Origin of the sequence: Micromonospora sp. NPDC049151, assembly GCF_040648395.1 — a bacterium.
GTDB lineage: Bacteria > Actinomycetota > Actinomycetes > Mycobacteriales > Micromonosporaceae > Micromonospora.
The window spans coordinates 167,231-189,981 of record NZ_JBEZDP010000011.1 but is presented as its reverse complement, the minus strand read 5'-3'; the positions used below and the strand labels follow the sequence as shown (position 1 = coordinate 189,981).

19 protein-coding genes and 2 riboswitches are annotated in these 22,751 nt (G+C 73.1%); of the genes, 9 read left to right on the top strand and 10 right to left on the bottom strand.

Annotated elements, in window-relative coordinates; genetic code table 11:
• Nucleotides 1-29 precede the first annotated feature (29 nt).
• Nucleotides 30-1,316 (bottom strand): lysine N(6)-hydroxylase/L-ornithine N(5)-oxygenase family protein, encoded by a 1,287-nt coding sequence (locus AB0B20_RS15785; RefSeq protein WP_357471216.1) that lies wholly within the window; start codon nucleotides 1,314-1,316, stop codon nucleotides 30-32.
• A gap of 23 nt (nucleotides 1,317-1,339) precedes the next feature.
• A complete protein-coding gene (locus AB0B20_RS15780) occupies nucleotides 1,340-2,881 on the bottom strand; it encodes an aspartate aminotransferase family protein (protein ID WP_357471213.1) in 1,542 nt (513 codons plus the stop codon).
• A 226-nt stretch (nucleotides 2,882-3,107) separates the two neighbouring features.
• On the opposite strand from AB0B20_RS15780, the gene AB0B20_RS15775 reads away from it, so the two are divergent.
• Nucleotides 3,108-5,144: a penicillin acylase family protein gene (locus AB0B20_RS15775; RefSeq protein ID WP_357384839.1), complete on the top strand. Its 2,037-nt coding sequence runs from the start codon at nucleotides 3,108-3,110 to the stop codon at nucleotides 5,142-5,144.
• Nucleotides 5,141-5,698: a GNAT family N-acetyltransferase gene (locus AB0B20_RS15770; protein WP_357384841.1), complete on the top strand. Its 558-nt coding sequence runs from the start codon at nucleotides 5,141-5,143 to the stop codon at nucleotides 5,696-5,698. Before AB0B20_RS15775 ends, AB0B20_RS15770 begins: the two co-directional genes overlap by 4 nt.
• A 70-nt stretch (nucleotides 5,699-5,768) precedes the next feature.
• Here the strand turns inward: AB0B20_RS15770 and AB0B20_RS15765 are convergent, their stop codons facing one another.
• A complete protein-coding gene (locus AB0B20_RS15765; RefSeq protein ID WP_357384843.1) occupies nucleotides 5,769-6,734 on the bottom strand; it encodes an N-acetylmuramoyl-L-alanine amidase in 966 nt (321 codons plus the stop codon).
• Nucleotides 6,734-6,886 carry a hypothetical protein gene (locus AB0B20_RS15760; protein ID WP_162959110.1) on the bottom strand — a complete coding sequence of 51 codons (153 nt, stop codon included), beginning with the start codon at nucleotides 6,884-6,886 and terminating at the stop codon, nucleotides 6,734-6,736. Before AB0B20_RS15760 ends, AB0B20_RS15765 begins: the two co-directional genes overlap by 1 nt.
• 208 nt (nucleotides 6,887-7,094) lie before the next feature.
• Here AB0B20_RS15760 and AB0B20_RS15755 point away from each other — a divergent pair, with 208 nt between their 5' ends.
• Nucleotides 7,095-8,342, top strand: coding sequence for a glycoside hydrolase domain-containing protein (locus AB0B20_RS15755; RefSeq protein ID WP_357384845.1), 1,248 nt, complete (start codon nucleotides 7,095-7,097; stop codon nucleotides 8,340-8,342).
• A 57-nt stretch (nucleotides 8,343-8,399) separates the two neighbouring features.
• On the opposite strand, the gene AB0B20_RS15750 is transcribed toward AB0B20_RS15755, so the two are convergent.
• Complete coding sequence (locus AB0B20_RS15750) at nucleotides 8,400-9,290, bottom strand: SGNH/GDSL hydrolase family protein (protein WP_357384847.1); 891 nt, start codon at nucleotides 9,288-9,290, stop codon at nucleotides 8,400-8,402.
• A 410-nt stretch (nucleotides 9,291-9,700) separates the two neighbouring features.
• Here AB0B20_RS15750 and AB0B20_RS15745 point away from each other — a divergent pair, with 410 nt between their 5' ends.
• Nucleotides 9,701-10,732: a hypothetical protein gene (locus tag AB0B20_RS15745; RefSeq protein ID WP_357384849.1), complete on the top strand. Its 1,032-nt coding sequence runs from the start codon at nucleotides 9,701-9,703 to the stop codon at nucleotides 10,730-10,732.
• Nucleotides 10,733-10,802: 70 nt separating this feature from the next.
• Here AB0B20_RS15745 and AB0B20_RS15740 read toward each other — a convergent pair whose 3' ends face one another.
• Both AB0B20_RS15740 and AB0B20_RS15735 read right to left on the bottom strand, forming a co-directional pair.
• Complete coding sequence (locus tag AB0B20_RS15740; RefSeq protein WP_357384851.1) at nucleotides 10,803-11,831, bottom strand: ribonucleotide-diphosphate reductase subunit beta; 1,029 nt, start codon at nucleotides 11,829-11,831, stop codon at nucleotides 10,803-10,805.
• Nucleotides 11,822-14,131: a ribonucleoside-diphosphate reductase subunit alpha gene (locus tag AB0B20_RS15735; protein ID WP_357471245.1), complete on the bottom strand. Its 2,310-nt coding sequence runs from the start codon at nucleotides 14,129-14,131 to the stop codon at nucleotides 11,822-11,824. The genes AB0B20_RS15740 and AB0B20_RS15735 overlap by 10 nt, the downstream gene beginning before the upstream one ends.
• 177 nt (nucleotides 14,132-14,308) lie before the next feature.
• A riboswitch (cobalamin riboswitch) is annotated at nucleotides 14,309-14,526 on the bottom strand.
• A 121-nt stretch (nucleotides 14,527-14,647) separates the two neighbouring features.
• Here AB0B20_RS15735 and AB0B20_RS15730 point away from each other — a divergent pair.
• The gene (locus AB0B20_RS15730; RefSeq protein ID WP_357384854.1) at nucleotides 14,648-15,499 is read left to right on the top strand and encodes a PrsW family glutamic-type intramembrane protease; all 852 of its coding nucleotides are present in this window, start codon (nucleotides 14,648-14,650) and stop codon (nucleotides 15,497-15,499) included.
• A 16-nt stretch (nucleotides 15,500-15,515) separates the two neighbouring features.
• Here the strand turns inward: AB0B20_RS15730 and AB0B20_RS15725 are convergent, their stop codons facing one another.
• Together AB0B20_RS15725 and AB0B20_RS15720 are read right to left on the bottom strand one after the other, a co-directional pair.
• Nucleotides 15,516-16,028, bottom strand: a complete 513-nt coding sequence (locus tag AB0B20_RS15725) for an acyl-CoA thioesterase (RefSeq protein ID WP_357471208.1) — start codon at nucleotides 16,026-16,028, stop codon at nucleotides 15,516-15,518.
• Between the two features lie 130 nt (nucleotides 16,029-16,158).
• Nucleotides 16,159-16,366: riboswitch (cobalamin riboswitch) on the bottom strand.
• Between the two features lie 24 nt (nucleotides 16,367-16,390).
• Nucleotides 16,391-16,978 (bottom strand): DM13 domain-containing protein, encoded by a 588-nt coding sequence (locus AB0B20_RS15720; protein WP_357471205.1) that lies wholly within the window; start codon nucleotides 16,976-16,978, stop codon nucleotides 16,391-16,393.
• Between the two features lie 101 nt (nucleotides 16,979-17,079).
• On the opposite strand from AB0B20_RS15720, the gene AB0B20_RS15715 reads away from it, so the two are divergent.
• Both AB0B20_RS15715 and AB0B20_RS15710 read left to right on the top strand, forming a co-directional pair.
• On the top strand, nucleotides 17,080-17,778 hold the full coding sequence (locus AB0B20_RS15715) for a response regulator transcription factor (RefSeq protein WP_357471202.1): 699 nt from the start codon (nucleotides 17,080-17,082) through the stop codon (nucleotides 17,776-17,778).
• A complete protein-coding gene (locus AB0B20_RS15710; protein WP_357384861.1) occupies nucleotides 17,775-18,803 on the top strand; it encodes a HAMP domain-containing sensor histidine kinase in 1,029 nt (342 codons plus the stop codon). The genes AB0B20_RS15715 and AB0B20_RS15710 overlap by 4 nt, the downstream gene beginning before the upstream one ends.
• Before the next feature lie 14 nt (nucleotides 18,804-18,817).
• Here the strand turns inward: AB0B20_RS15710 and AB0B20_RS15705 are convergent, their stop codons facing one another.
• A complete protein-coding gene (locus AB0B20_RS15705; protein WP_357471199.1) occupies nucleotides 18,818-20,455 on the bottom strand; it encodes an ABC-F family ATP-binding cassette domain-containing protein in 1,638 nt (545 codons plus the stop codon).
• Nucleotides 20,456-20,914: 459 nt separating this feature from the next.
• On the opposite strand from AB0B20_RS15705, the gene AB0B20_RS15700 reads away from it, so the two are divergent.
• Nucleotides 20,915-22,138: a multidrug effflux MFS transporter gene (locus tag AB0B20_RS15700; RefSeq protein ID WP_357471240.1), complete on the top strand. Its 1,224-nt coding sequence runs from the start codon at nucleotides 20,915-20,917 to the stop codon at nucleotides 22,136-22,138.
• 50 nt (nucleotides 22,139-22,188) lie between these two features.
• Complete coding sequence (locus AB0B20_RS15695; RefSeq protein ID WP_357384866.1) at nucleotides 22,189-22,746, top strand: adenylate kinase; 558 nt, start codon at nucleotides 22,189-22,191, stop codon at nucleotides 22,744-22,746.
• Nucleotides 22,747-22,751 lie beyond the last annotated feature (5 nt).

The window sequence follows — 22,751 nt, the reverse complement described above, 5'->3', positions numbered from 1 at the left end:
GCGGCCCTCGCTTCGCTCGGTGCGCTCGCTCATGCGGGCGCTCCGGCGGGCGCGCCGAACTCCTGGAACGCGATTGTCTTCTCCACCGGGTAGTGCTCCCGGCCGGTCATCTCGCGGATCAGCCACGAGTTGCGGTACGGGCCCATGCCCAGGTCGGGTGAGGTGATGCTGTGCGTGTGGGTGCCGCCGTTCTGCAGGAACACGCCACGGCCGGTGTGGTCGACGCTGTAGTTGCGGGCCACGTCGAAGCGGCCGTGCGCGTCGAAGCGCAGCCGGTCGCGTACCGGCGCGAGGAACTCCGGCACCCGGTAGTGGTAGCCGGTGGCCAGCACCAGCCCTTCCGTGTCCAGCGTGAACGCGCGGTCCTGCTCGGTGTGACGGAACCCGAGCCGGTAGCGGCCGTCGGCGTACGCCGCCTCGACCAGTTCGGTGTTCGTCAGCAGGCGGGTCGGCGCCGGTGTGTGCAGGCTCTTGGCGTACAGCAGGTCGTAGATGTCGTTGATCAGGTCGGCGTTGATGCCCTTGAACAGCGGCTTCTGCGCGGCCTCCAGCGCGTAGCGGGTCGGCTCGGGCAACGCGTGGAAGTAGTCCACGTAGTCCGGCGAGGTCATCTCCAGCGTCAGCTTGGTGTACTCCAGCGGGAAGAACCGGGGCGAGCGGGTCACCCAGGTGAGCTGGTAGCCGTACGTGTCGATGTCGCCGAGCAGGTCGTGGTAGATCTCGGCGGCGCTCTGGCCGCTGCCGACGATCGTGATGCTGTCCTTGGCCCGCAGCGCCTCCCGGTGCTCCAGGTAGCGCGAATTGTGGATCAGGTCGCCGCCCAGCCCGGCGCAGGACGGCGGCAGGTACGGCGGCGTGCCGGTGCCGAGCACGAGGTGCCGGGCCCGGTGCGTGACCGGCCCGTCCGGCGTGTCGGCGTGCACCACGTACCGGTCGCCGGCCTCGTCGTACTCGACGGCGGTGACCGTGTGCCGGAACCGCACGTTCGGCAGCTTGGCGGCGGCCCAGCGGCAGTAGTCGTTGTATTCGGCGCGCAGCGGGAAGAAGCTCTCCCGGATGTAGAACGGGTAGAGCCGGCCGGTGTCCTTCAGGTAGCACAGGAACGAGAACGGCGAGGTGGGGTCCGCGAGCGTCACCAGGTCGGCGATGAACGGCGTCTGGAGCCGGGTGGATTCGAGCAGCATGCCGGGATGCCAGTCGAAGCTGTCCCGGGCCTCCAGGAACAGCCCGTCGAGGTCGTCGACCGGCGCGGTGAGGCAGGCCAGACCGAGGTTGTACGGGCCCAGCCCGACGGCGATGAAGTCGTGGGTAGACATGGTCTCGTTCTCCTCGACGGGGGTCAGCCGACCGGGCAGGACAGCTCGGCGGCGGTGGCGGTCCGGGCGTACCAGGCGGCGTGGCCGGCGATCAGGTCCAGCACGTGGACGACGTCGTCGACAGTGGTCTCCGGGTTGAGCAGGGTGAGCTTCAGGTGGTGCGCGCCGTCGACCCGGGTGCCGGCGACCAGGGCGGCCCCGGAGGCGGCGAGCGCGTCGCGGGCGTGCAGGTTGACCTCGTCGACCAGGTCGGGGGCGAGGCCGGGCGGCCGGTAACGGAACACCACAGTGCTCAGCCGCGACGGCGCGGCCACCTCGAAGCGCGGGTCGTCGTCGAGCCGCCGCCACGCCTGCGCCGCGAGGTCGACGACCTGGTCGAACAGCGCGCCGATCGCGTCCGGGCCCATGATCCGCAGGGTCAGCCAGAGCTTGCACGCGTCGAACCGGCGGGTGGTCTGGATGCTCTTGTCGACATGGTTCGGTACGCCCTGCTCGACCGCGCGTACCGGGTTGAGGTAGTCGGCGTGCCAGGTGGCGTGGCGCAGCACCCGCGCGTCGCGGACCAGCAGCGCGCTGGAGCTGACCGGCTGGAAGAACGACTTGTGGTAGTCGACAGTCACCGAGGTGGCCCGTTCGATGCCGTCGAGCAGGTGCCGGCGGGTGGGGGAGACGAGCAGCCCGCAGCCGTACGCGGCGTCGACGTGCAGCCAGATCCCGGCGGCGGCGCAGATGTCGGCGATCTCCGGCAGCGGGTCGATGCTGCCGAAGTCGGTGGTGCCGGCGGTGGCGACGACGGCCATCACCACCTGGCCGTCGCGGCGGCAGCTGTCGATCGCGCGGTTCAGCTCGTCGGTGCGCATCCGCCGGTTGTCGTCGGTGGGCACTGTGAGCACCGCGTCGGCGGCCAGGCCGAGCAGCTTGGCGGCCTTCTGCACACTGAAGTGACCGGCCGCCGAGGTGATGACGCGCAGCCGGGACAGCACCTGAGGGCGGTCCGGCCGGCCGGCGGCCCCGCCCACCACCCGTCGGTACGCCTCCTCGCGCGCCAGCAGCATCGCCTGGAGGTTCGACTGGGTGCCGCCGCTGGTGAAGACCCCGTCGGCGCCGGGGCCGAGCCCGATGCGCCCGGCCGTCCAGTCGATGAGCCGCCGCTCCATCAGCGTCGCGCCCGCGCTCTGGTCCCAGGTGTCCAGCGAGGAGTTGACGGCGCTGAGCACCGCCTCGCCGAGCAGCGCCGGGATGACCACCGGGCAGTTCAGGTGCGCCAGGTAGCGCGGGTGGTGGAACCACACGGCGTCGCGCAGCCACACGTCGTGCAGCTCGTCCAGGGCGGCGTCGGTGTCGGCGAGCGGCCGGTCCAGGTCGATGCCGCCGATGAGCGGCGCCAGCTCGTCGGGTGTGACGCCGGTGAACGGCCGGTCCGCCTCCCCCACCCGGCGGGCGACCCGGTCGACGCCGCGCGCCAGCACGTCCCGGTACCGCCCGAGCGAGCCGGCGTTGAACAGGTGAGCGCGTGCCGTGTCGGCGGCGCGCCCGGCGTCGGTCGGGCTCCCGATCGAACTCATGCGACATCCCAGCGGTCGTACGGACAGGAAGCGGCGCGAGCCGCGGCGATCAGGTTAGGTTAGGCTCGCCTAACTATCAAGCGCGACTCGGGATGCTTTGTCCCGGATGTGCCGCCGGTTGGCGCCACAACCGCGTCGCGGTAAGGTCGCCGTCGGTTAGGGGAGGGTATCCTAAGTTGACCATCAGACGGAATCACCGCCCGGCGCGCCGGACAAGGCCGGCGCCATGACGCGCGTCGATCGCGATCGGTGGGGCGTGCCGCAGATGTGGGCCGCCGACGCCGACGCGCTCGCGCGGCTTCAGGGGCGTGTCGCCGCGACGGACCGGGCCTGGCAGATCAGCGTCGAACGATGGCGCGCCGAGGGGCGCCTCGCCGCCCACGTCGGCCCGGCCGAGCTGGCGTGGGACCGGTTCGCCCGCCGCGTACGGCTGGACGACACCGCCCGGCGCTGCTACGAGCGGCTGGACCCGGACACCCGGCGCTGGGTCGGGGCGTACGTCGACGGGGTCAACGCCGGACTCGCCGAGGGCGCCGCGGGCGCGCCGGAGTTCGCCGCCACCGGCGCCGCGCCCGAGCCCTGGCACCCCTGGTCGCCGCTCGGCGTCTTCCTCGTCCAGCACGTGCTGTTCTCCACGTTCCCGAACAAGCTGTGGCACGCGCACGTGGCCCGGACACTAGGCCCCGACGCGGCCGGGCTGTTCGCGGTCGAGGGACCGGCGTCGGCGGGCAGCAACGCCTGGGCGCTGCCCGCCGACCCGGCCGGCGGACGCGGCCCGGTGATCGCCGGTGACCCGCACCGGCTGCTCGAACTCCCCGGCGTCTACCAGCAGGTCCGGCTGGCCTGCCCGGAGTTCGACGTGGTCGGGCTCGCCTTTCCCGGCGTGCCCGGCGTGCCGCACTTCGGCCACACCGGCCACGTGGCCTGGGCCGTCACCAACGCGATGGCCGACTACCAGGACCTCTACCGCGAACGGCTGCGCCGCGACGGTGGCCGGGTCCTGGTGCGCGACGCCGCCGGCTGGACGCCGGTCGCGCGCCACGTCGAGGAGATCGAGGTGCGCGGCGGCGCCCCGGAGACGGTCGAGGTGATCGAGACGCCGCGCGGCCCGGTGATCGACCACGACCGGGTCACCGGCGAGGCGATCGTGCTGCGCACGCCGAGCCGGGTCGAGGCCCGCCTCGGCTTCGAGGCGCTGCTGCCGCTGCTGCGCGCCCGGCGTGCCGGCGACGTCGCAGACGCGCTGCGCGACTGGGTCGAGCCGGTCAACAGCGTGCTCGCCGCCGACACCGAGGGGAGCGTCCGCCGCCTGGTCGCCGGCCTGGTCCCGGTACGCGACGAGCGGTGCCGCCGGGAACCCGTGCCGGCCTGGGAACCGGCCTACCGGTGGCGGGGCGACTACCTGCCGCTGGTCGACGAGCGGGTCGACGGCGTGGCGGTGTGCGCCAACGACCGGCGCGACGACGTGGCCGCGCACGGCGCCGACTTCGCCCCGCCGCACCGGGCCCGCCGGATCCGGGCGCTGCTCGCCGAGGGCACCGAGCCTTCCACAGTGCACACCGACGACCGGCTCCCGGCCGGCCCGCTGTCCCGGCTGCTCGACCGGCTCGACCCGGACGGGCTCGACGAACCCGCCCGCGCGCTGCTGCTGCGGCTGCGCGGATGGGACCGGGCGATGGCATCCGGCTCGGTCGAGGCCGGCGCGTACGCGGCCTGGCGGGCGGCGCTGGCCCGGCGGTTGCGCGTACACCCGAGGCTGCGTGCCCTCGGCGAGCCGTGCGGGTTCGACGAGCTGTTCGCCCCCTGGACCGACCCGGCCGCCCGGATCGGCCTGGCGCTGGACCACCTGGCCGCCGAGTTCGACCTCGCGGAACCGGCCGCCGAGGCGCTGGCCGAGGTGGCCGCCGGCCCTGCTTCCGGTGAGTGGGGCAGCCGGCACCTGTTGCACCCGGTGCACCTGGGCGTCGCCCCGGCCGTCACCGACGCGGTCGCCGCGATGCGGCGGGAGGTGGCGCTGGCCGGTGACACCGACTGCGTGCTCGCGACGTCCAGCGTGCCGGGCGTCTCCGACGCCTGCTGGCGCGGCCCGGTGGCCCGCTACGTGTGGGATCTGACCGACCGGGCGGCCAGCCGCTGGATCGTCACCTTCGGTGCCTCCGGGCGCCCCGGCGACGCGCACTTCGCCGACCAACTGACCCACTGGGCGACCGGGACGCTGATCCCGGTGCCCGCCGGCCCCCTGACGGGAGACGAGACGACGTGATCCACCTGGAGCGCATCCCCGGCCTCGGCGAGCTGGCGCTGGATCCGGTACGCCCCGACCGGGACGCCGAACTGCTGCACGGCTGGGTCATCCGGCCCCGCAACCGGTTCTGGGGCATGGGCTCGCACACGGTCGACGAGGTACGCGAGATCTACGCGTTCGTCGACGGGCTGGACACCCACCACGCGTACCTGATCCGGCTCGACGGCGAGCCGATCGGGCTGTTCCAGACCTACCGGCCCGAGGCGGACCCGGTCGGCGAGCGTTACCCGGTGCGGCCCGGCGACGTGGGGACGCACCTGCTGCTCGACGCGCCCCGGCGGTATCCGGGTTCGCTGACCGGCGCGGTCTTCCCGGCCCTGGTCCGGTTCCTGCTGCGCGACCCGGCCGCGTGCCGCGTCGTGGTCGAGCCGGACGTGCGCAACGACGCGATGCTGCGCCGGCTGCGGATCGAGGGATTCACGTTCGGCGACGAGATCGACATGCCGGACAAGCGGGCGCGGCTGGCGTTCCTGACCCGGGAGCGGTTCGAGACGGACCACCCGGCGGCCTGACCGGTCGGCCCGGCAGAGGGCCGTGTGCGGCCGGGCGGGGATGCCCGCCCGGCCGCACACGCGCGCGGGGTCAGACCTCGGTCAGCCGGACGGCGTCGGCGATGACCAGGCCGGCCGCGGAACTCCACCGGCTGACCGCGACCCGGTTGGCGTCCCCGGCGGGCAGCGTGAACGTGCCCAGCGTGCGCCACTGCCCGCCGGTCGCCCGCTGGTCGACGACGACAGTCCGGTTGCCGGTGGTGGTGGCGACGATGTACGGCGTGGCCGCGTTGTAGCCCGCGTTCGCCGGCCACCACGCCTCGACCCGGTAGTTGCCGGTGCGCGGGACGTTGAACTTGTACCAGGCCGCGTCGCTCGCGGCGACCGGGTCCGCGTAGCGGTAGTCGGCGCCGTAGCGCTGCCCGGAGTACGTCGAGGTGCCCCAGCTGGCGCTCGCGGTGAACCGGCCCGCCGTCGCGTTGTCCACCGTCGACGTCCACCCGGTGCCGCCGCCGGCCATCTTGGCGGCCACGTCGGCGCGCATCGTGTTCAGGTCGATGAAGGACGGATCGATCTTGCCGGTGGTGCTGGTCTCCCGGTGGCCCCGGGCGTAGCTGGAGTCCCGGCCGAGCCGCTTGAGCACGGCGGCGGTGGCCGCGATGCTGGCGTTGTACTGGGCGGTGGTCATCCGCTGGTCGACGCCGTTGTAGTCGATCTCCCACCCGATCATCAGGGTGTTCCCGTCCCCGGCCGGGATCGGGCCGCTGCCGCCGCTGGTGCCGGCGTGGTTGCACCGGCCGGCGGAGATCACGTGGAACACGCCGTGGTAGTCCACGAGCGCCTGGCACAGCGGACCGGCCAGGTCGGAGCGGCCGTTGATGCAGATGTTCAGCGCCGGGTGCGGGTTGGTGGCGCTGGACGTGGCGGCGGTGTGGTGCCAGAGCACGCCGATCGGGTCGAACGAGCCGGGGCGCATCCGGTTGAGCCAGTCGCCCTCGACCACGACCTGTACGCCGGCCGCCCGCAGCACGTCCACCAGCCAGGGAATGGTCGCCATCACTGCTCCCCGAGCAGGTCGGCGAGGCACTCGGCCTTCGGCGCCGCGAGCGCCGTGCCGGGACGGACGGCCACGGCGAGGGCGGCGGCCACCAGGGCGGGTACGCCGAGCAGACCTCGGCGCCGCAGACGGGGGGATCGTGACGTGGGCATGGCGCTCCTCGGGTGACGGCGCTGCACTGATCGACGGATGTGAGTGCGGGCACGCTATACCGCCGCCGGGCTCTCTGTCGATACCCTTCGATGATCGTTTCTGCGGTGAAAACTTTCGCCAGACCATCTGTCGTCATCCGTCGATGCGTGGTAGAAATCCTGCCCAGATCTCGCCGCCGGGCGAGGATTCCTTCCCAGGAGGACGCCGATGAGAGCGATCGCCACGGCCCTGACGCTTCTCGCAGTGGTCACGGCCGCGACCGTGCCGGCGACGGCCTCGGCCGCCCCGGCCGCCGCCGAGCCGTCGCCCGCCGTCGCAGCGGTCGGCCCGCAGCCCGGCACCTTCACCGGCAGGGGCTTCGACACCTGCACCGCGCCGTCGCAGGCCGCGATGGACGCCTGGCTGGCCGCGTCGCCGTACCGCGCTGTCGGCGTCTACATCAGCGGCGGCAGCCGGACGTGCGCCCAGCCCAACCTCACCGCCACCTGGGTCGCCGAGCAGACCCGCAAGGGCTGGCGGCTCATCCCCATCGAGCTGGGCTACCAGGCGCCCTGCGGCACCCGTACGCCGAAGATGTCCGCCGACCCGGCGACCGCCCGCGCGCAGGGCAGGACCGCGGCGGACAGCGCGGCCGGGGCGGCACAGGCGCTCGGCATCGGCGCCGGCAGCACGCTCTACAACGACATCGAGCAGTACCCGACGACCGCCGCCTGCCGGGCCGCGGTGCTCTCCTTCCTCTCCGGCTGGGTCGAGCGCCTGCACACGCGCGGCTACCTCGCCGGCATGTACTCAAGCGGCTCGTCCGGCATCAGGGACGTCTGCGACGCCTACCACGACACCCGGTACCTGCGTCTGGACCAGATCTGGATCGCCTGGTGGAACGGCGTCGCGGACACCGACGGGGGCACGTACTGCGCCGACGACCGCTACGCCGACCAGCAGCGCCTGCACCAGTACGCCGGTGACGTCACCGAGACGTGGGGCGGCGTGACCATGAAGATCGACCGCAACTACCTGGACGTACGGGCCGGCACGCCGCCCGCCTCCTGGAGCGTCACAGTCGACAACACCACGGCGGGCGGGTTCACCGCGGGCGCGGCCTGGGGCACCTCCGCGTACTCCGGGCAGCGCTACGGCGCCGACTACCGCTTCGCCGCTCCGGTGGCGTCCAGTGACGTGGCCTGGTTCCGGGCCACCCTGCCGGCGACCGGCGCCTACGAGGTCTCGGTCTGGTATCCGGCCGACCCCGGTTACAACGACCGCACCCCGTACCTGGTGGCCACCACGACCGGCAACCGGTCGGTGGCCGTCGACCAGCGCACCGGCGGCGGACGCTGGGTGTCCCTCGGTGTGTTCACGCTCGCCGCCGGAACCGGGGACAAGGTCGGGGTGAGCCGCTGGAGCGCCGGCACCGGCTACGTGGTCGCCGACGCGGTACGCCTCACCCGGGTCTGAGCGCGCCCGGGCCGTGAGCCGGTCCCGCCTCGGCGGGGCCGGCTCACGGCGTCCGGGTCAGCTCAGGTGCGCCAGCAGGGCGGTGGCCATGCCCTGCTCGCCACGGGCGTTCGGGTGGAACGGCGCGGCGGAGTTCTGCGGCACCAGCCCCTCCACCCAGCGGGTGCCGCTGCTCTTGCACGCGTCGCGGCCGATCGAGGGGGTGTAGACGTCGGCGTAGCTCGCGCCGCCCGCCGCCGCGGTGTCGGCGAGCATCGTGTTCAGTGCCTTCTGGACGCCGCGCAGGTACGGCACGTCCTGATAGGCGATCGGCACCACGGGCCAGCAGCCGTATCCGGTGTCGGGCAGGATCGCCGGGTAGCCGAGCACCACCACGCGCGCGTTCGGCGCGGCCTGGCGGACCGCCCGCAGCACGGCTGTCACCTTGGGGGCGGTGGCGGCGATACGGGCCCGCAACTGGTCCGTGCCGCCCGCGGTGAACCGGTCCTTGCAGGGCGATCCGAGCGGGCTGCTGACGCTCGCCTCGGCGCAGTCGCCGATGATGCCGGCGAAGCCGATGTCGTTGCCGCCGATCTGCACCGTCACCAGCGCGGTGTTCGAGGTGACGGCGTTGACCTGCGGCGGCAGCGCGATGCCCAGCGCGCCGTCGCCGCCGGACAGGATGTCCTCGGTGGTGGCCCCGGAGCAGCTCACGTCGGCGAACGACGAGGAACCGGCGGACGCCGCGACCACTGACGGGTAGTTGCGGTTGGAGCGCAGGCAGTTCAGGTCGACCTGGGTGGGCACGAGCGGGGCGGAGGTGTAGGAGTCGCCGAGCGCGACATAGCGCCCGGCGGGTGCGGCGGCGACGGCGGGTACGGCTGCGGTGAGCAGCACGCCGGTGACGGCCGCGGCGAGCGCGGTCATCTTGCCGGCGGTTCGTAGGAGCGGCAGGCGGGGACGGATCATGGCGCTCTCCCGGAGGGTCCTGGTGGTGGTGCTGGGGATTCTGTCCGCGCCTGTGATGCACGTCAATATAGACAAGCCTCACTAAATGTTGTCCCGGGATGTGGTCCGCCGCCGCCCGGCCGAGGGCTTGTTGCCGCGTCGTGATGTTGCGTGCGTCACACTTTTCGCCGATGTCGGCGTCGGGTAGAGGGTGCGTGCCGAGCGCTCGTTTCGTTGCGTCGCAACGCTCCCCGGCCCGGTCGCCCCTGGTGGGCGGCTCGGCGCCGGATCCGCGTCCGCACGCACCGGAGCGGCCCCGGCACGGCTGGTGAAGGACCGATCGAATGTCGGCGATCCTGGATTTGCGGGCGTCATTACGCTGCGAAGTGGTTGATCGCCGGAACCACGGACGACAGGTGGAAGAACCTCAGATGAGTGACAATCACCCTCCCTACGGAGGCTATCCGGACCCGAACGCCGGAGCGTGGGGCAACCAGCCCGACCCGAACGCCCCGTACGGCGCGCAGCCGGCCTCCGGCGCGCCCTACGGCTCGCCACCGGCTTCGGGTGCGCCCTACGGCGCCCAGCCCGCCTCGGGTGCCCCGTACGGCGCGCAGCCCGCGTCGGGTGCCCCCTACGGCGCGCAGCCGGCGTCGGGCGCTCCGTACGGCGCGCAGCCCGCGGCGCCCTACCCGGGCCAGCCGGGCTACGCCGGGCAGCCGTACGCGCCCACCCCGCCCCCGAGCGGCGGCAAGAGCAAGGGTCTCATCGTCGGCCTCGCGGCCGGCGCGGTCACGCTGACGCTGCTGTGCTGCGGCGGTGGCCTCGCCTACGTCGCGTTCAACGAGGACGAGGAGGACCCGAAGCCGGCCGCCTCGGGCAGCGCCACCCCCGGGCCGGACAGCAGCTCCTCCGCGACCCCCAGCGCGGGCGGGCCGGAGTCGAGCGGGCCGGACGGCCCCACCAACAACAACTCGATCACCGCGCGGTACTCCAGCGAGATGTCGGCGGTCTGCGACGGGGGAGCGATCCTCAACGCCGCGCCGTACACCGCGCCGGCGGGCTCGAAGGCGTACGTCTTCTCCAACTCCCCGGACCGGCCGTCCTTCTGGTCGCAGAAGACGGTCAGCTCGGCCAAGCCCTACTACGCCAAGTCGGCGGACTTCGCCACGGTGTCCGTCATCGGCTGCCTCAAGATGGTCGAGGGCAGCGAGGGCACGCCGAAGAAGTGCCAGTACAAGAACAGCGAGGAGAAGGTCGTCACCATCGACTACATCTCCTCGCGGTACACCCTGACCTTCCACGCGGCCAAGACCGGTGAGAAGGTCGGCGACGGCGGCACGGTGGCCGCGCCGGCCGCCCGCTGCCCGAGCTTCATCTCCTACAACAAGGCGACGATGAAGTCGTACGCGTCGCCGGACAGCGGCACCATCGAGGCCGCGCTCGACCGCTTCCTGCGGTAACCGACGCCGGTGTGTGGAGCCGGCAGGCCGGGAGTTCCCGGCCTGCCGGCTCCGTCGTGTCGCGGCCCGGTCAGAAGTCGTCGTCGAAGGTCACGCTGCCGGTCACGCCGACCTGGTACGCCGAGACCCGGCGCTCGAAGAAGTTGGACAGCTCCTGCACGTCCTGCAACTCCATGAACGCGAACGGGTTGGCGCTGCCGTACATCGGCGCGATGCCGAGCACGGCCAGGCGCCGGTCGGCCACGTGCTGGAGGTACGCGCGCATGTCCGCCGGCGACATCCCCGGCACGCCCTGCCCGAGCAGGTCCTCGGCGAAGCTCACCTCGCACTCCACCGCCTCGGCCAGCATCTCCCTGACCTGGCGTTCCATCTCGTCGTCGAACAGGTCCGGCTCCTCGGCGCGTACGGTCTCCACCACGTCGAAGGCGAACGCCATGTGCATCGACTCGTCGCGGAACACCCAGTTGGTGCCGGAGGCCAGCCCGTTGAGCAGGCCCCGGGAGCGCAGGAAGTAGACGTAGGCGAACGCGCCGTAGAAGAACAGGCCCTCGATACACGCGGCGAAGCAGATCAGGTTGAGCAGGAACGCCCGCCGGTCCGCGCGGGTCCGCAGCTCCCGCAGCTCGAAGACGGAGTCGATCCACCGGAAGCAGAACTCGGCCTTGCGGGCGATCGACGGGATGTTCTCCACCGCCGCGAACGCGGCGAACCGTTCCTTCTCGTCCGGCACGTACGTGTCGAGCAGGTTCAGGTAGAACTGGACGTGCACCGCCTCCTCGAACAGCTGCCGGGACAGGTAGAGCCGGCCCTCGGGCGAGTTGACGTGCTGGTAGAGGTTGAGCACCAGGTTGTTCGCGACGATGGTGTCGCCGGTGGCGAAGAACGCCACCAGCCGCGACACCAGGTGCCGTTCGGCCGGGGACAGCTTCGCCAGGTCGGCGAGGTCCGAGTGCAGGTCCACCTCCTCGACCGTCCAGGTGTTCCTGATGGCGTCCTTGAAGCGGTCGAAGAAGCGCGGGTAGCGCATCGGCCGCAGGGTCAGGTCCATGCCGGGGTCGAGCAGCATGTGCCGGGTCGGCGCGGTGGTGGTCACTGGCATGCCTCGCAGCTCTCGGGGTTCTCCAGGGAACAGGCCAGCGCCTCGTCGTCGCGCACGGCGGAGACCGGCGCGACGGTGGCCTGCTGGATGCGGGTGGCGGGACGGGAACGCAGGTAGTAGGTGGTCTTCAACCCGGCCTTCCAGGCGTACAGGTACATCGAGGAGAGCTTGCCGATGGTCGGCGCGCTCAGGAACAGGTTCAGCGACTGGGACTGGTCGACGAAGGGCGCACGCGCGGCGGCCAGGTCGATAAGCGCCCGTTGCGGCAGCTCCCAGGCGGTGCGGAACAGCTCCCGCACCGGCGCGGGCAGCTCGGCGATGTCCTGCACCGAGCCCTCGGCCCGCTTGATCCGGTCGCGGACCTGCGGCGTCCACAGCCCGCGCGCCTTCAGCTCCCGCACCAGGTACGTGTTGACCTGGAGGAACTCCCCGGACATGGTCTCGCGCTTGAACAGGTTGGACACCTGCGGCTCGACGCACTCGTAGCAGCCGGCGATGGAGGCGATGGTGGCGGTCGGCGCGATCGCCACCAGCAGCGAGTTTCGCAGCCCGTGGGCGGCGATCCGCTCGCGCAGCGCCGCCCACCGTCCGGTCTGCGCCGGCTCCGCGCCCCACAGGTCCGGGTGCAGGTCACCCTTGGCGGCCCGGGTCTGCGGGTACGCCGGATGCGGGCCGTACCGTTCGGCCAGCCCGGTGGAGGTCTCCAGCGCGGTCAGCAGGATCTCCTCCTGCACGCGGGTGGACAGCTCCTTCGCCTCCGGGGAGTCGAACGGCAGGCGCAGCGTGAAGAACGCGTCCTGCAACCCCATCAGCCCGAGCCCGACCGGCCGCCAGCGCGGGTTCGACGCCGCCGCCTGCCCGGCCGGGTAGTAGTTGATGTCGATCACCCGGTCGAGGAAGACCACTGCCGTGCGCACCGTGGCACGCAGCCGTTCCCAGTCCACCCCGTCGGCGGTGACGTGCGCGCCGAGGTTCACCGAGCCGAGGTTGCACACGGCCGTCTCGGTGTCGTCGTTCACCTCCAGGATCTCGGTGCACAGGTTGGACAGGTGGATCACGTTGCCCGGCTCGCCGGTCTGGTTGGACAGCCGGTTCGCGGCGTCCTTGAACGTCATCCAGCCGTTTCCGGTCTGCGCGAGCGTGCGCATCATCCGGCCGTACAGGTCCCGGGCCCGGACCGTGCGGACCGCGTTCTTCTCCGCCGCCCGGTACGCGGCGTCGAACGCCTCGCCGTACAGGTCGGGCAGCTCCGGGGCGTCCGACGGGTCGACCAGCGACCACTCGCCGTCGGCCTCGACCCGGCGCATGAACTCGTCCGGGATCCAGTTGGCCAGGTTGAGGTTGTGCGTACGCCGGGACTCCTCGCCGGTGTTGTCCCGCAGCTCCAGGAACTCCTCCACGTCCGGGTGCCACGGCTCCAGGTAGACGCAGGCCGCGCCCTTGCGCCGACCGCCCTGGTTGACCGCGGCCACCCCGGCGTCGAGGGTCTTGAGGAACGGCACGATGCCGTTGGACCGGCCGTTGGTGCCCCGGATCAGCGCGCCCCGGCCGCGCACCCGCGACCAGGAGATGCCGATGCCGCCGGAGAACTTCGACAGCTTCGCCACCTGGTGGTACCGCTCGTAGATCGAGTCAAGCTCGTCGCGCGGCGAGTCGACCAGGAAGCACGACGACATCTGGGTGTGCCGGGTGCCGGAGTTGAACAGCGTGGGGGAGCTGGGCAGATAGGCCAGGCTGGACATCAGGCGGTAGAAGCCGACCGCCTCGCCCGGGGTGCGGGACAGCCCGCAGGCCACCCGCAGCAGCCAGTACTGCGGCGCCTCCACCACCAGCCGCGACAGCGGGTGCCGCAGCAGGTAGCGGTCCGCCACCGTGCGCAGTCCGAAGTACTCGAACCGCAGGTCACCGTCCGGGTCCACGGCGTCGTCGAGCTTGCGGGCGTGCCGGGCCACGAACGCGGCCGTCTCGTCGCCGATCAGTCCCAGCCCGTGCGCGTACGCGATCGACTGGCTGAAGCTCGCCACGCCCTGCCCGCGGACCTCCTTGTCCACGTACGCGGCCAGCAGCCGCGCCGCCAGCTTCGAGTACTGCGGCTCCTCGCCGATCAGCTCCGCCGCGGTCTGGATCGACAACCGGTCCAGTTCGGCGGTGGTCGCACCGTCGTAGAGCCCGCTGATCGTCTTCGTGGCCACCCGCAGCGGGTCCACCTCGTCCAGGTCCGCGACCCAGCGCTCGACCGCCCGGACGATCTTGCCGACGTCCACCGGCTCGGTGTCGCCGTCCCGCTTGCGTACCCGCATCGCCGGCCGGCGGGGCTCGGACCCGCCGGCGGTGGACGGGGGACTCTCCTGCACGACAGTCATGACCTCTCCTCGCTGTCACCGTCTGGAGACGGCGGGAGACGCCAACGGGCGCGGCGCACGGCCGGCCCGGCTGCTGGCGTCGGTCGTCCCGCGCGACCTCCGACCGCCGTACGCGGGAGCGCACGGCGCGCTGGCAGGTCTTCGGACTCGCGGGCCCGACCGGCGTTTGCCGGTCGCCTACTGGCCGTCGCTTCCCAGGCCAATGGCCCAGTGCTGTTGACGGCTGTCGTTCCCACTCACCGCTGCGGGGCAGTCCCGGATTCCCACCGGGTTCCCTCTTGCCTCGGACGGACCAGTGAAGGCCCGGCCGAACCAGCTACGGAAGACACCATATATGGCGGTGATGGCTGGATGGCAACACCAGATGTCGTGTCCGCGTGTCGGCTCGATCTCACCGTCCACAGTGCCTACCCCGGTTTCCGGCACATTTCGCCGGGCGGAATACTCGGCGCCATGGGGAATGCCGGGCGCCGCTGGGCGTGGGTAGCGGTCCTGGTTGTCGGCGTCGGGCTCCACCTGCTGGTGCTGGAGACACTGAGTGGCACCGGTGCCACCACGTTCGTACCGGCGCTGATCGTGCTGGGCGCGTCCGTCGCGCCCGCCACGTTCCTGGCCTTCGTCCAGGGGCGGCCGGCCCGCCGCCCGCTCCCCGGCGCCCTCGTCGGCCTCGCCGCGCTCCTCGGCGGCGTGATCGGCGTGGTCGCCGCCGGATGGCTGGAGTACGACACGCTGAACCACCTCGGCGTCCTGCCGATGGCGCTCGTCGGGCTGGCCGAGGAGACCGCGAAGCTGATCGTGCCGGCGGGCGTCCTGCTGCTGTGGGGACGGCACCGGACCCCGGCGCAGGGGTTGGTGCTCGGTGTGGCCGCCGGCGCCGGGTTCGCCGCGCTGGAGACCATGGGCTACGCGTTCACCGCGTTCGTCGGGTCGCAGGGCAGCCTCGGCGCGGTCGAGCGGACACTGCTGGTGCGTGGGCTCACCGCGCCCGCCGCGCACCTGGCCTGGACCGGGCTGACCGCCGCCGCGTTGTTCACGTTCGCCGCCGCGCCCGGCGGCCGGAGGCTGGCGGCGTTCCTGCTCACCTTCGCCGCGGTGGTCACGCTGCACACCTGCTGGGACACGTTGGGCACGCAGCCCGCGTACGTGTTCATCGGCGGCGTGTCGCTGGGCTGGATGCTGCTGCGCCTGCATCTGGACCGCGAGCGGCCGTCCCCACCCCGGACGCCGGTCACGCCGGGGACGCCGGCCCCACCCGTGACGCCGGCCGTGCCGTCGCCCCGGGAGATGGCGGCGCAGGCCGCCTGAGCCGGACGCGGCCGGCTCAGACCTCCCCGGCGCCGTCGAGCAGCGCCCGGCGCAGCGCCAGCCGGTGTTCGCGCCGGATCTGCGCCTCCCGGTAGCGCCGCCGGTCGCCGTCGGTCTCGGTGTGCAGCGGCGGCACCGGCCGGGGCTGCCCGTCGTCGTCCACCGCCACCATCACCAGGTGCGCGGTCGCCACGTCCACCGGCGGCACCGCGCGGTCCCACCGGTCCGCGCTGACCTTCACCGCCACCTCCATCGAGCTGCGGCCGGCCCAGGTGATCCGGGCGTCCACGTGCACCACGTCCCCGACGCGTACCGCGCGCAGGAACGCGGTCTCGTCGATGGCGGCGGTGACGGCCGGTCCGTCGGAGTGGCGGGCGGCGACCACCCCGGCGACCGAGTCGATCAGGTTGAGGATGCGCCCGCCGTGGACCGTGCCCATCAGGTTGGTGTGGTGCTGGTCCATGATCTGCGACAGGGTCAGGTGCGAGGCCGACGGTGGTCGGCCGGTGAGCGTGATGGTGTCGGGCACTGTGCGGTTCCGTCCTCGCAGAAGCGGACCGCCGACCGGCCGGGGCGTGCACGTCGAGGACACGCCGACGGCCCTGCCTGCGGCGTGTCACCCGCCCGACCCACCCGCGAGGTCGACGGCGGCGCGCACCGGTGGTACGCGCGACGCGGGCAGGTCTTCGGACTCGCGGGCGTGACACGAGGTCGCCTACTGGCCGTCGCTTCCCAGGCCGTGGCCCAGTGCTGTTGACGGCTGTCGTTCCCACTCACCGCTGCGGGGCAGCCCCGGACTTCCACCGGGTTCCCTCTTACGACACCCGGCCGTCGCCGACCGGGTGAACCAGCGCTTCCCGCAGCGTAGCCCAGTGCCGGCCGGCACGGTCATCAGGACGGCGTTGCTCCCGTCCCCGCCGGAGCCAGTGGCGCCGCGCCGAACGACACGGCGAACCGCTTGCACCAGATCGACACGCTGCGCAACCCGTCCAGGTCCACCGACGCGGGGATGTCGTACGCCTGGTCGCCGATGTTGCCCTTGAGCCGGCCCAGTTCGACGAAGCGGCCGTCGTCGAACACCTGCCAGCCCGCCCGGCCGGACTGCACCTTCCGGTCGGTGAGCCAGACTCGCAGGTCGGGGCCGTCCGAGGTGTCCAGCCCGCGCAGGAGCAGCTGACGGCGGCCGTCGGCGAGGCGGACGAGCTGCGCCCGGCCGGACGTGTCGTGCTCGTGGGTGACGAAGTCACCGGCGGCGAGCACCACGTCGGCGGGCGTAGCGCCGGTCGGCGACGGGCCGGCCGTGCCGGAAGCCGGCGGGCCGGTCGTGCCGGCCGGCTGCGGCTCCGCCACGGTCGGCAGCGTCTCGCGTACCTCGCGGTCGGTCGCCAGCCGCCACGGCTGGAACAGGTACAGGCTCACCCCGAGACCGGCGACGGCCACCACGGCCAGCACCGACAGCACCACACGTCTTCTGCCCATGCCGTGACGCTAGGCGTGTACCGGGTGGAAAGATCTTTCCGTCCGCTTACGGGTCGACCGCGGGCCGCCGCTCCGGGACGCCGATGGGTAGCGTCTGGCCCATGGGGCGCTACGTGCTCGTCGTCGACGACGACCGGACGGTCAGCGACGTCGTCCGGCGCTACCTGGAGCAGGACGGCTGCCGGGTCCGGCTCTCCTTCGACGGGCCGGACGCGCTCGTCGCGGCCGAGGAGGAGCCACCCGACCTGGTGGTCCTCGACCTGATGATGCCGGGCCTCGACGGCATCGAGGTGTGCCGGCGGCTGCGGCGCAGGCTGCCCGGCCTGCCGGTCGTCATGCTCACCGCGCTCGGGGACGAGGCCGACCGCGTCGCCGGGCTGGAGGCCGGCGCGGACGACTACGTGACCAAACCGTTCTCGCCGCGCGAGCTGGTGCTGCGCATCAGGTCGGTGCTCCGGCGCGCGGCCCCGCAGGACCGGGGACCGTCGGGGGTGCTGCGCGACGGCGACCTCACCGCGGACACCGACCGGCGGGTCGCCGAGCGCGCCGGGCAGCCGCTGGCGCTCACCGTACGGGAGTTCGACCTGCTCGCCTTCCTGCTGGCGAACCCGGGACGGGCCTGGTCGCGGGCCGAGCTGCTGGACCGCGTGTGGGGCTGGCGGTTCGGCGACCAGTCCACAGTCACGGTCCACGTGCGGCGGCTGCGGGAGAAGATCGAGGAGCGGGCCGCGCAGCCCCGCCGCATCGTCACCGTCTGGGGCGTCGGCTACCGGTACGAGCCGCAGGACGCGCCCCGGTGAACGAGCTGCTGGTCATCGGGTTCTACGCCCTGCTCGCCGGAGCGGTCGTCGGCGCGCTCGGCGCCGGAGCGCTGCGGCTGGTGCGCCACCGGTCGATCCTCGCGCACATCGCGGTGCTGCTCGCGGTCACCATCGCCTCGGTGACGGCGGGCGTCACCGCCGTCGCCCAGGCCATGTTCCTGTCCGCGCACGACCTCCAGGTCGTCCTCGTGACGGTCGCGGCGTCGGCGGCGGTGAGCCTGGCCGTCGGGGTGGCGTTCGCCCGGCGGCTGGCGCAGGCGGCGGTCTGGGCCGACCAGGCCCGGCAGCGGGAGCGGCAGCTGGAGGCCGGCCGCCGCGAGCTGGTCGCCTGGGTCTCGCACGATCTGCGTACGCCGCTGGCCGGGCTGCGGGCGATGGCGGAGGCGCTGGAGGACCGGGTGGTCGACGAGCCGGGGGCGGTGGCCGAGTACCACCACCGGATCCGGGTCGAGACGGACCGGATGACGCGCCTTGTCGACGACCTGTTCGAGCTGTCCCGGATCAACGCCGGAGCGCTGCGGCCCGCGCTGTCCCCGGTGCCGCTCGGCGACGTGGTCTCCGACGCGATCGCCGCCACCGCGCCGCTGGCCGCCGACCGGCGGGTCCGGGTGCTCGCCCCCGAGACCGGCTGGCCGACGGTCCGGGCAGCCGAGGCCGAACTCGCCCGCGTCGTGACGAACCTGCTGGTCAACTCGGTGCGGTACACGCCGCCGGACGGCACGGTGCGTGTCGATGCCGGCCGGGAGGCCGACGACGCGTGGCTCGCCGTCTCCGACACCTGCGGCGGCATCCCCGAGGCGGACCTGCCCCGGGTGTTCGACGTGGCGTTCCGGGGCACCCGGGCCCGTACCCCGGCACCGGCCGGCGACGACGAGGCGGCGCCGGCCGGCGGCGGGCTGGGTCTGGCGATCGTGCGCGGGCTGGTCGAGGCGCACGGCGGGCGGGTGCACGCGCACAACGTCACCGGCGGGTGTCGGTTCGTCGTCCGCCTGCCGGCCGCCTGACCGGGCCGGGCTGGTCAGGCGGCGGCCGGGGGACCGGTCTCCGTCAGGCGCCCGTCGGCCAGGCGCAACCAGCGGCCGACGTCGATCGCGGCGAGGAACCGCTCGTCGTGGCTGACCACCAGCAACGCGCCCCGGTAGGCGTGCAGCGCGCTCTCCAACTGGCTGACGCTGACCAGGTCGAGGTTGTTCGTCGGCTCGTCGAGCAGGAGCAGCTGCGGCGCCGGTTCGGCGCCCAGCACGCACGCGAGGGTGGCGCGCAGCCGCTCACCGCCGGAGAGCACCCCGACCGGAAGGTGCGCCCGCGGGCCGCGGAACAGGAAGCGGGCGAGCAGGTTCATCCGCCGCGCGTCAGGGGCCCGCGGCGCGAACGCGGCGAGATTCTCCGCGACGGTACGGTCCAGGTCGAGCAGGTCCAGGCGCTGCGACAGGTACGCGATCCGGCCCTCGGCGCGCGTGATCCGGCCGCTCTCCGGTTCCAGGTCACCGTCGATCAGGCGCAGCAGCGTGGACTTGCCCGCGCCGTTGGCACCGAGCAGGGCGATCCGCTCCGGGCCCCGGATCGTCAGGTCGACACCGCCGGCGGCGAACAGTGGGCGGCCGCCGTGCCGGACCCGCACGCCCTCGACGGTGAGCAGCGTGCGCCCGGCCGGCACGGTGGTGGCGGGCAGCTCCACGGTGATCGTCTTCTCGTTGCGCAGCGCCCGCTCGGCCTCGTCCAGCCGCGCCCGGGCGTCGTCGACCCGCCCGGAGTGCATCTCGTTCGCCTTGCCCGCGGACACCTGCGCGTCCCGCTTCATGCCACCGGCGACGATCCTCGGCAGGCCCGCGTTCTTCAGGTTGCGGGCCGCGTTCCCGGCCCGCCGGGCCGCCCGCTCGCGGGCCTCCTGCAACTCCCGCTTCTCCCGCTTGAGCTCCTGTTCGGCGCTGCGCACGTTCTTCTCCGCCACCTCCTGCGCGGCCCGCACGGCCGCCTCGTACGAGGTGAAGTTCCCGCCGTGGAAGCGCAGCTCACCGCGTTCGAGTTCGGCGATGCGGTCCATCCGGTCCAGCAGTGCCCGGTCGTGGCTGACCAGCAGCAGGCAGCCACGCCACTGCTCCAGCACGTCGTGCAGCCGGTGCCGGGCGTCGAGGTCGAGGTTGTTCGTCGGCTCGTCCAGCAGCAGCACGTCGGGCTGCTTGAGCAGCTGCGCCGCCAGGCCGAGGGAGACCACCTGACCACCGCTGAGCGTGCCCAGGGGCCGGTCGAAGGCCAGGTCGCCGAGACCGAGCCGGTCGAGTTGCGCGCGGGTGCGCTCCTCGATGTCCCAGTCGGCGCCGATCGTGGTGAAGTGCCTCTCGTCGGCGTCACCGGCTTCGATGGCGTGCAGTGCCGCGATCAGCGGGGCGATCTCCAGCACCTCGGCCACGGTGAGGCCGGCGGCCAGCGGCAGGCTCTGCGGGAGGTAGCCCAGGACGCCGTCGACGGTCACCGACCCGGCGGCCGGGCGGTACTCGCCGGCGATCAGCCGCAGCAGCGTGCTCTTGCCGGCGCCGTTCGGCGCGACCAGGCCGGTCCGGCCGCCGCCGAGGGTGAAGGAGAGGTTCTGGAAGACCGGCGTGTCGTCCGGCCAGGAGAAGGTCAGGTTCGAGCAGACGACAAAGGAATCGGACATCGGGCGACGACCTCGACGTACGGGCGGGCGGACCGGATCCGCCCGGCGGGGGACATGGTCACGAGGGAACGACGGGACGACCACGGCGCTCGCCTGCGGTCGGTCGCGTCTCCGGGCTCACCCGGAGATGTCGTCGTCACCCGCCATGTCTGCTCTCCCTGTGCGATCTGCGCGTCACCGCTGTGCGATCTGCGCGTCTTCCCGCTGCGATCTGCGCGCTCGGACCGGTCGGGTTCACGGTAGCACCGACCGTGCCCACGGGTGGGTACGGCCGTCGTCCGGCGGTGCCGGCGACCGGCGTGACCTGCGTTACCTCTCGCCGAGACGGGAATGTGATCACCGGAGGCGCATTTGACTCAGGGTGTGAGTGCCGCACCCTCTTCCGCCCGGGCGCACGCCGACCGGGCGGAGATCCCCCAGACGACCGATGCCACCCCGACACCCACCCCGGGCGACCTGATGAGCCGGGGCCAGCGGCTCAAGCTCGTGCTGGTCCTCGGCTCGCTGATCGCTGTGGGTCCGCTGACGATCGACATGTACCTGCCCGCGCTGCCCGCCATCGTCACGGACTTCGCGACCACGTCGGCGGCGGTCCAGTTGACGCTCACCGGCACGCTCGCCGGGCTGGCCGTCGGGCAGTTGCTGATCGGGCCGCTGTCGGACGCGATCGGGCGGCGCCGCCCGCTGATCGCCGGCCTCCTGCTGCACATCGTGGCGTCGGCGCTGTGCGTGGTCGCCCCGAACATCGCCGTCCTCGGCGTCCTGCGCGTCGTGCAGGGCCTCGGTGTCGCCGCGACCGCGGTGGTGGCGATGGCGGTGGTGCGTGACCTGTTCAGCGGGGCGGCGTTCGCCACCCTGCTGTCCCGGCTGCTGCTGGTGATGGGTGCGGCGCCGGTCCTCGCCCCGACGCTGGGCGGCGGCGTGCTGCGGTGGACCGACTGGCGGGGCGTCTTCGTGGTCCTTGCCGTATTCGGGGTGCTGCTCGTCGTGCTGGCCACTGTCGCCCTGCCCGAGACACTGCCGCCCGCGCGCCGCCAGCGCGGTGGAGTCGTCGCGACCGTGATGACGTACGGCGGGCTGCTGCGGGACCGGGTCTTCGTCGGCCTGGTCCTGGTCGCCGGACTGGCCATGGCGGCGCTGTTCGCGTACGTCGCGGGGTCGTCGTTCGTGCTGCAGGACGGGTACGGGCTCGACGAGCAGCAGTTCGGCCTGGCGTTCGGCGCGGGCGCGGTGGGCCTGATCGGCGCCACCCAGTACAACGTGCGGCTGCTGCGCCGCTACCCGTCGCAGTGGATCCTGCTGACCTCGCTGGTGGCGGGCACGGTGGCCGGGCTGGCCCTGGTGGTGTTCGCCGCGACCGGCTTCGGCGGGCTGCCCGCCCTGCTGGTGTCGCTGTGGCTGGTGCTGGCGGCAGCGGGCCTGGCCATGCCGAACGCCCCGGCGCTGGCCCTGTCCCGCCACGGTGAGGCGGCCGGCACCGCGTCCGCCCTGCTCGGCGCCGTGCAGTTCGGCGTGGGCGCGGTGGCGGCGCCGCTGGTCGGTGTGCTCGGCACCGGCGCGGTGGCGATGGCCCTGGTGGTGGCCGGCGGGATGGTGGCGGCACTGGTGGTGCTGCTGGTCGTCGTCCGGCCGTCCCGGCTCGCCGGTCTGGAGGCGGCTCCGGCGGTCGCTGTCGCGCACTGATCGGACGGCCCGGATCGGCGGCGGGTGCGCGCGGTGCCTACGCTGCTGCCATGACCGTCCCGGCCCGCATCCTGGTCGAGGGGATCCACGGTTCCGGCAAGTCGACGCTCGCCGCGCATCTGGCGCAGCGGTTCGGCCTGCCCTGGTTTCCGGTCGACGATCTGCTGTGGGAGCCCGGCTGGGTCGAGGTGCCGGTCGCCGAGCAGCGACGCCGGATCGAGGCGATCTGCCGGCGCGACAGCTGGATTCTCGACGGCGCGTACCACGGGTGGCGGGACGTGGTCCTCGGCCGCGCCGACCTGGTGATCGGCCTGGACTATCCGCGTGGGGTCTCGTTCCGCCGGCTGCTGCGGCGCACGCGGCGGCGGCTGGCGAGCGGCGAGGAGATCTGCAACGGCAACCGGGAGTCCTGGGGGAGCGTGCTGTCCCCCGACTCGGTCCTGGTGTGGCACGTCACCGGGTTCAGCCGGGCGCGCCGGCGCATGCGGGCCTGGGCGGCCGACCCGGCCGGTCCGCCGGTGCTGCTGTTCGACGACCCGGGCGCCCTCGACGGCTGGCTGGCCCGGGGCGCGCCGGCAGGACCGCGGGTGCCGCGGCCCGGCGCCTAGCGTGA

What these genes read in the sequence shown, in the direction of transcription:
- AB0B20_RS15750 (WP_357384847.1), bottom strand. Translation starts at nt 9,290, where the DNA reads ATGATCCGTCCCCGCCTGCCGCTCCTACGAACCGCCGGCAAGATGACC.
- AB0B20_RS15735 (WP_357471245.1), bottom strand. Translation starts at nt 14,131, where the DNA reads ATGCGGGTACGCAAGCGGGACGGCGACACCGAGCCGGTGGACGTCGGC.
- AB0B20_RS15720 (WP_357471205.1), bottom strand. Translation starts at nt 16,978, where the DNA reads ATGGGCAGAAGACGTGTGGTGCTGTCGGTGCTGGCCGTGGTGGCCGTC.
- AB0B20_RS15760 (WP_162959110.1), bottom strand. Translation starts at nt 6,886, where the DNA reads ATGCCCACGTCACGATCCCCCCGTCTGCGGCGCCGAGGTCTGCTCGGC.
- AB0B20_RS15705 (WP_357471199.1), bottom strand. Translation starts at nt 20,455, where the DNA reads ATGTCCGATTCCTTTGTCGTCTGCTCGAACCTGACCTTCTCCTGGCCG.
- AB0B20_RS15765 (WP_357384843.1), bottom strand. Translation starts at nt 6,734, where the DNA reads ATGGCGACCATTCCCTGGCTGGTGGACGTGCTGCGGGCGGCCGGCGTA.
- AB0B20_RS15780 (WP_357471213.1), bottom strand. Translation starts at nt 2,881, where the DNA reads ATGAGTTCGATCGGGAGCCCGACCGACGCCGGGCGCGCCGCCGACACG.
- AB0B20_RS15745 (WP_357384849.1), top strand. Translation starts at nt 9,701, where the DNA reads ATGAGTGACAATCACCCTCCCTACGGAGGCTATCCGGACCCGAACGCC.
- AB0B20_RS15755 (WP_357384845.1), top strand. Translation starts at nt 7,095, where the DNA reads ATGAGAGCGATCGCCACGGCCCTGACGCTTCTCGCAGTGGTCACGGCC.
- AB0B20_RS15715 (WP_357471202.1), top strand. Translation starts at nt 17,080, where the DNA reads ATGGGGCGCTACGTGCTCGTCGTCGACGACGACCGGACGGTCAGCGAC.
- AB0B20_RS15785 (WP_357471216.1), bottom strand. Translation starts at nt 1,316, where the DNA reads ATGTCTACCCACGACTTCATCGCCGTCGGGCTGGGCCCGTACAACCTC.
- AB0B20_RS15700 (WP_357471240.1), top strand. Translation starts at nt 20,915, where the DNA reads ATGAGCCGGGGCCAGCGGCTCAAGCTCGTGCTGGTCCTCGGCTCGCTG.
- AB0B20_RS15730 (WP_357384854.1), top strand. Translation starts at nt 14,648, where the DNA reads ATGGGGAATGCCGGGCGCCGCTGGGCGTGGGTAGCGGTCCTGGTTGTC.
- AB0B20_RS15740 (WP_357384851.1), bottom strand. Translation starts at nt 11,831, where the DNA reads ATGCCAGTGACCACCACCGCGCCGACCCGGCACATGCTGCTCGACCCC.
- AB0B20_RS15775 (WP_357384839.1), top strand. Translation starts at nt 3,108, where the DNA reads ATGACGCGCGTCGATCGCGATCGGTGGGGCGTGCCGCAGATGTGGGCC.
- AB0B20_RS15695 (WP_357384866.1), top strand. Translation starts at nt 22,189, where the DNA reads ATGACCGTCCCGGCCCGCATCCTGGTCGAGGGGATCCACGGTTCCGGC.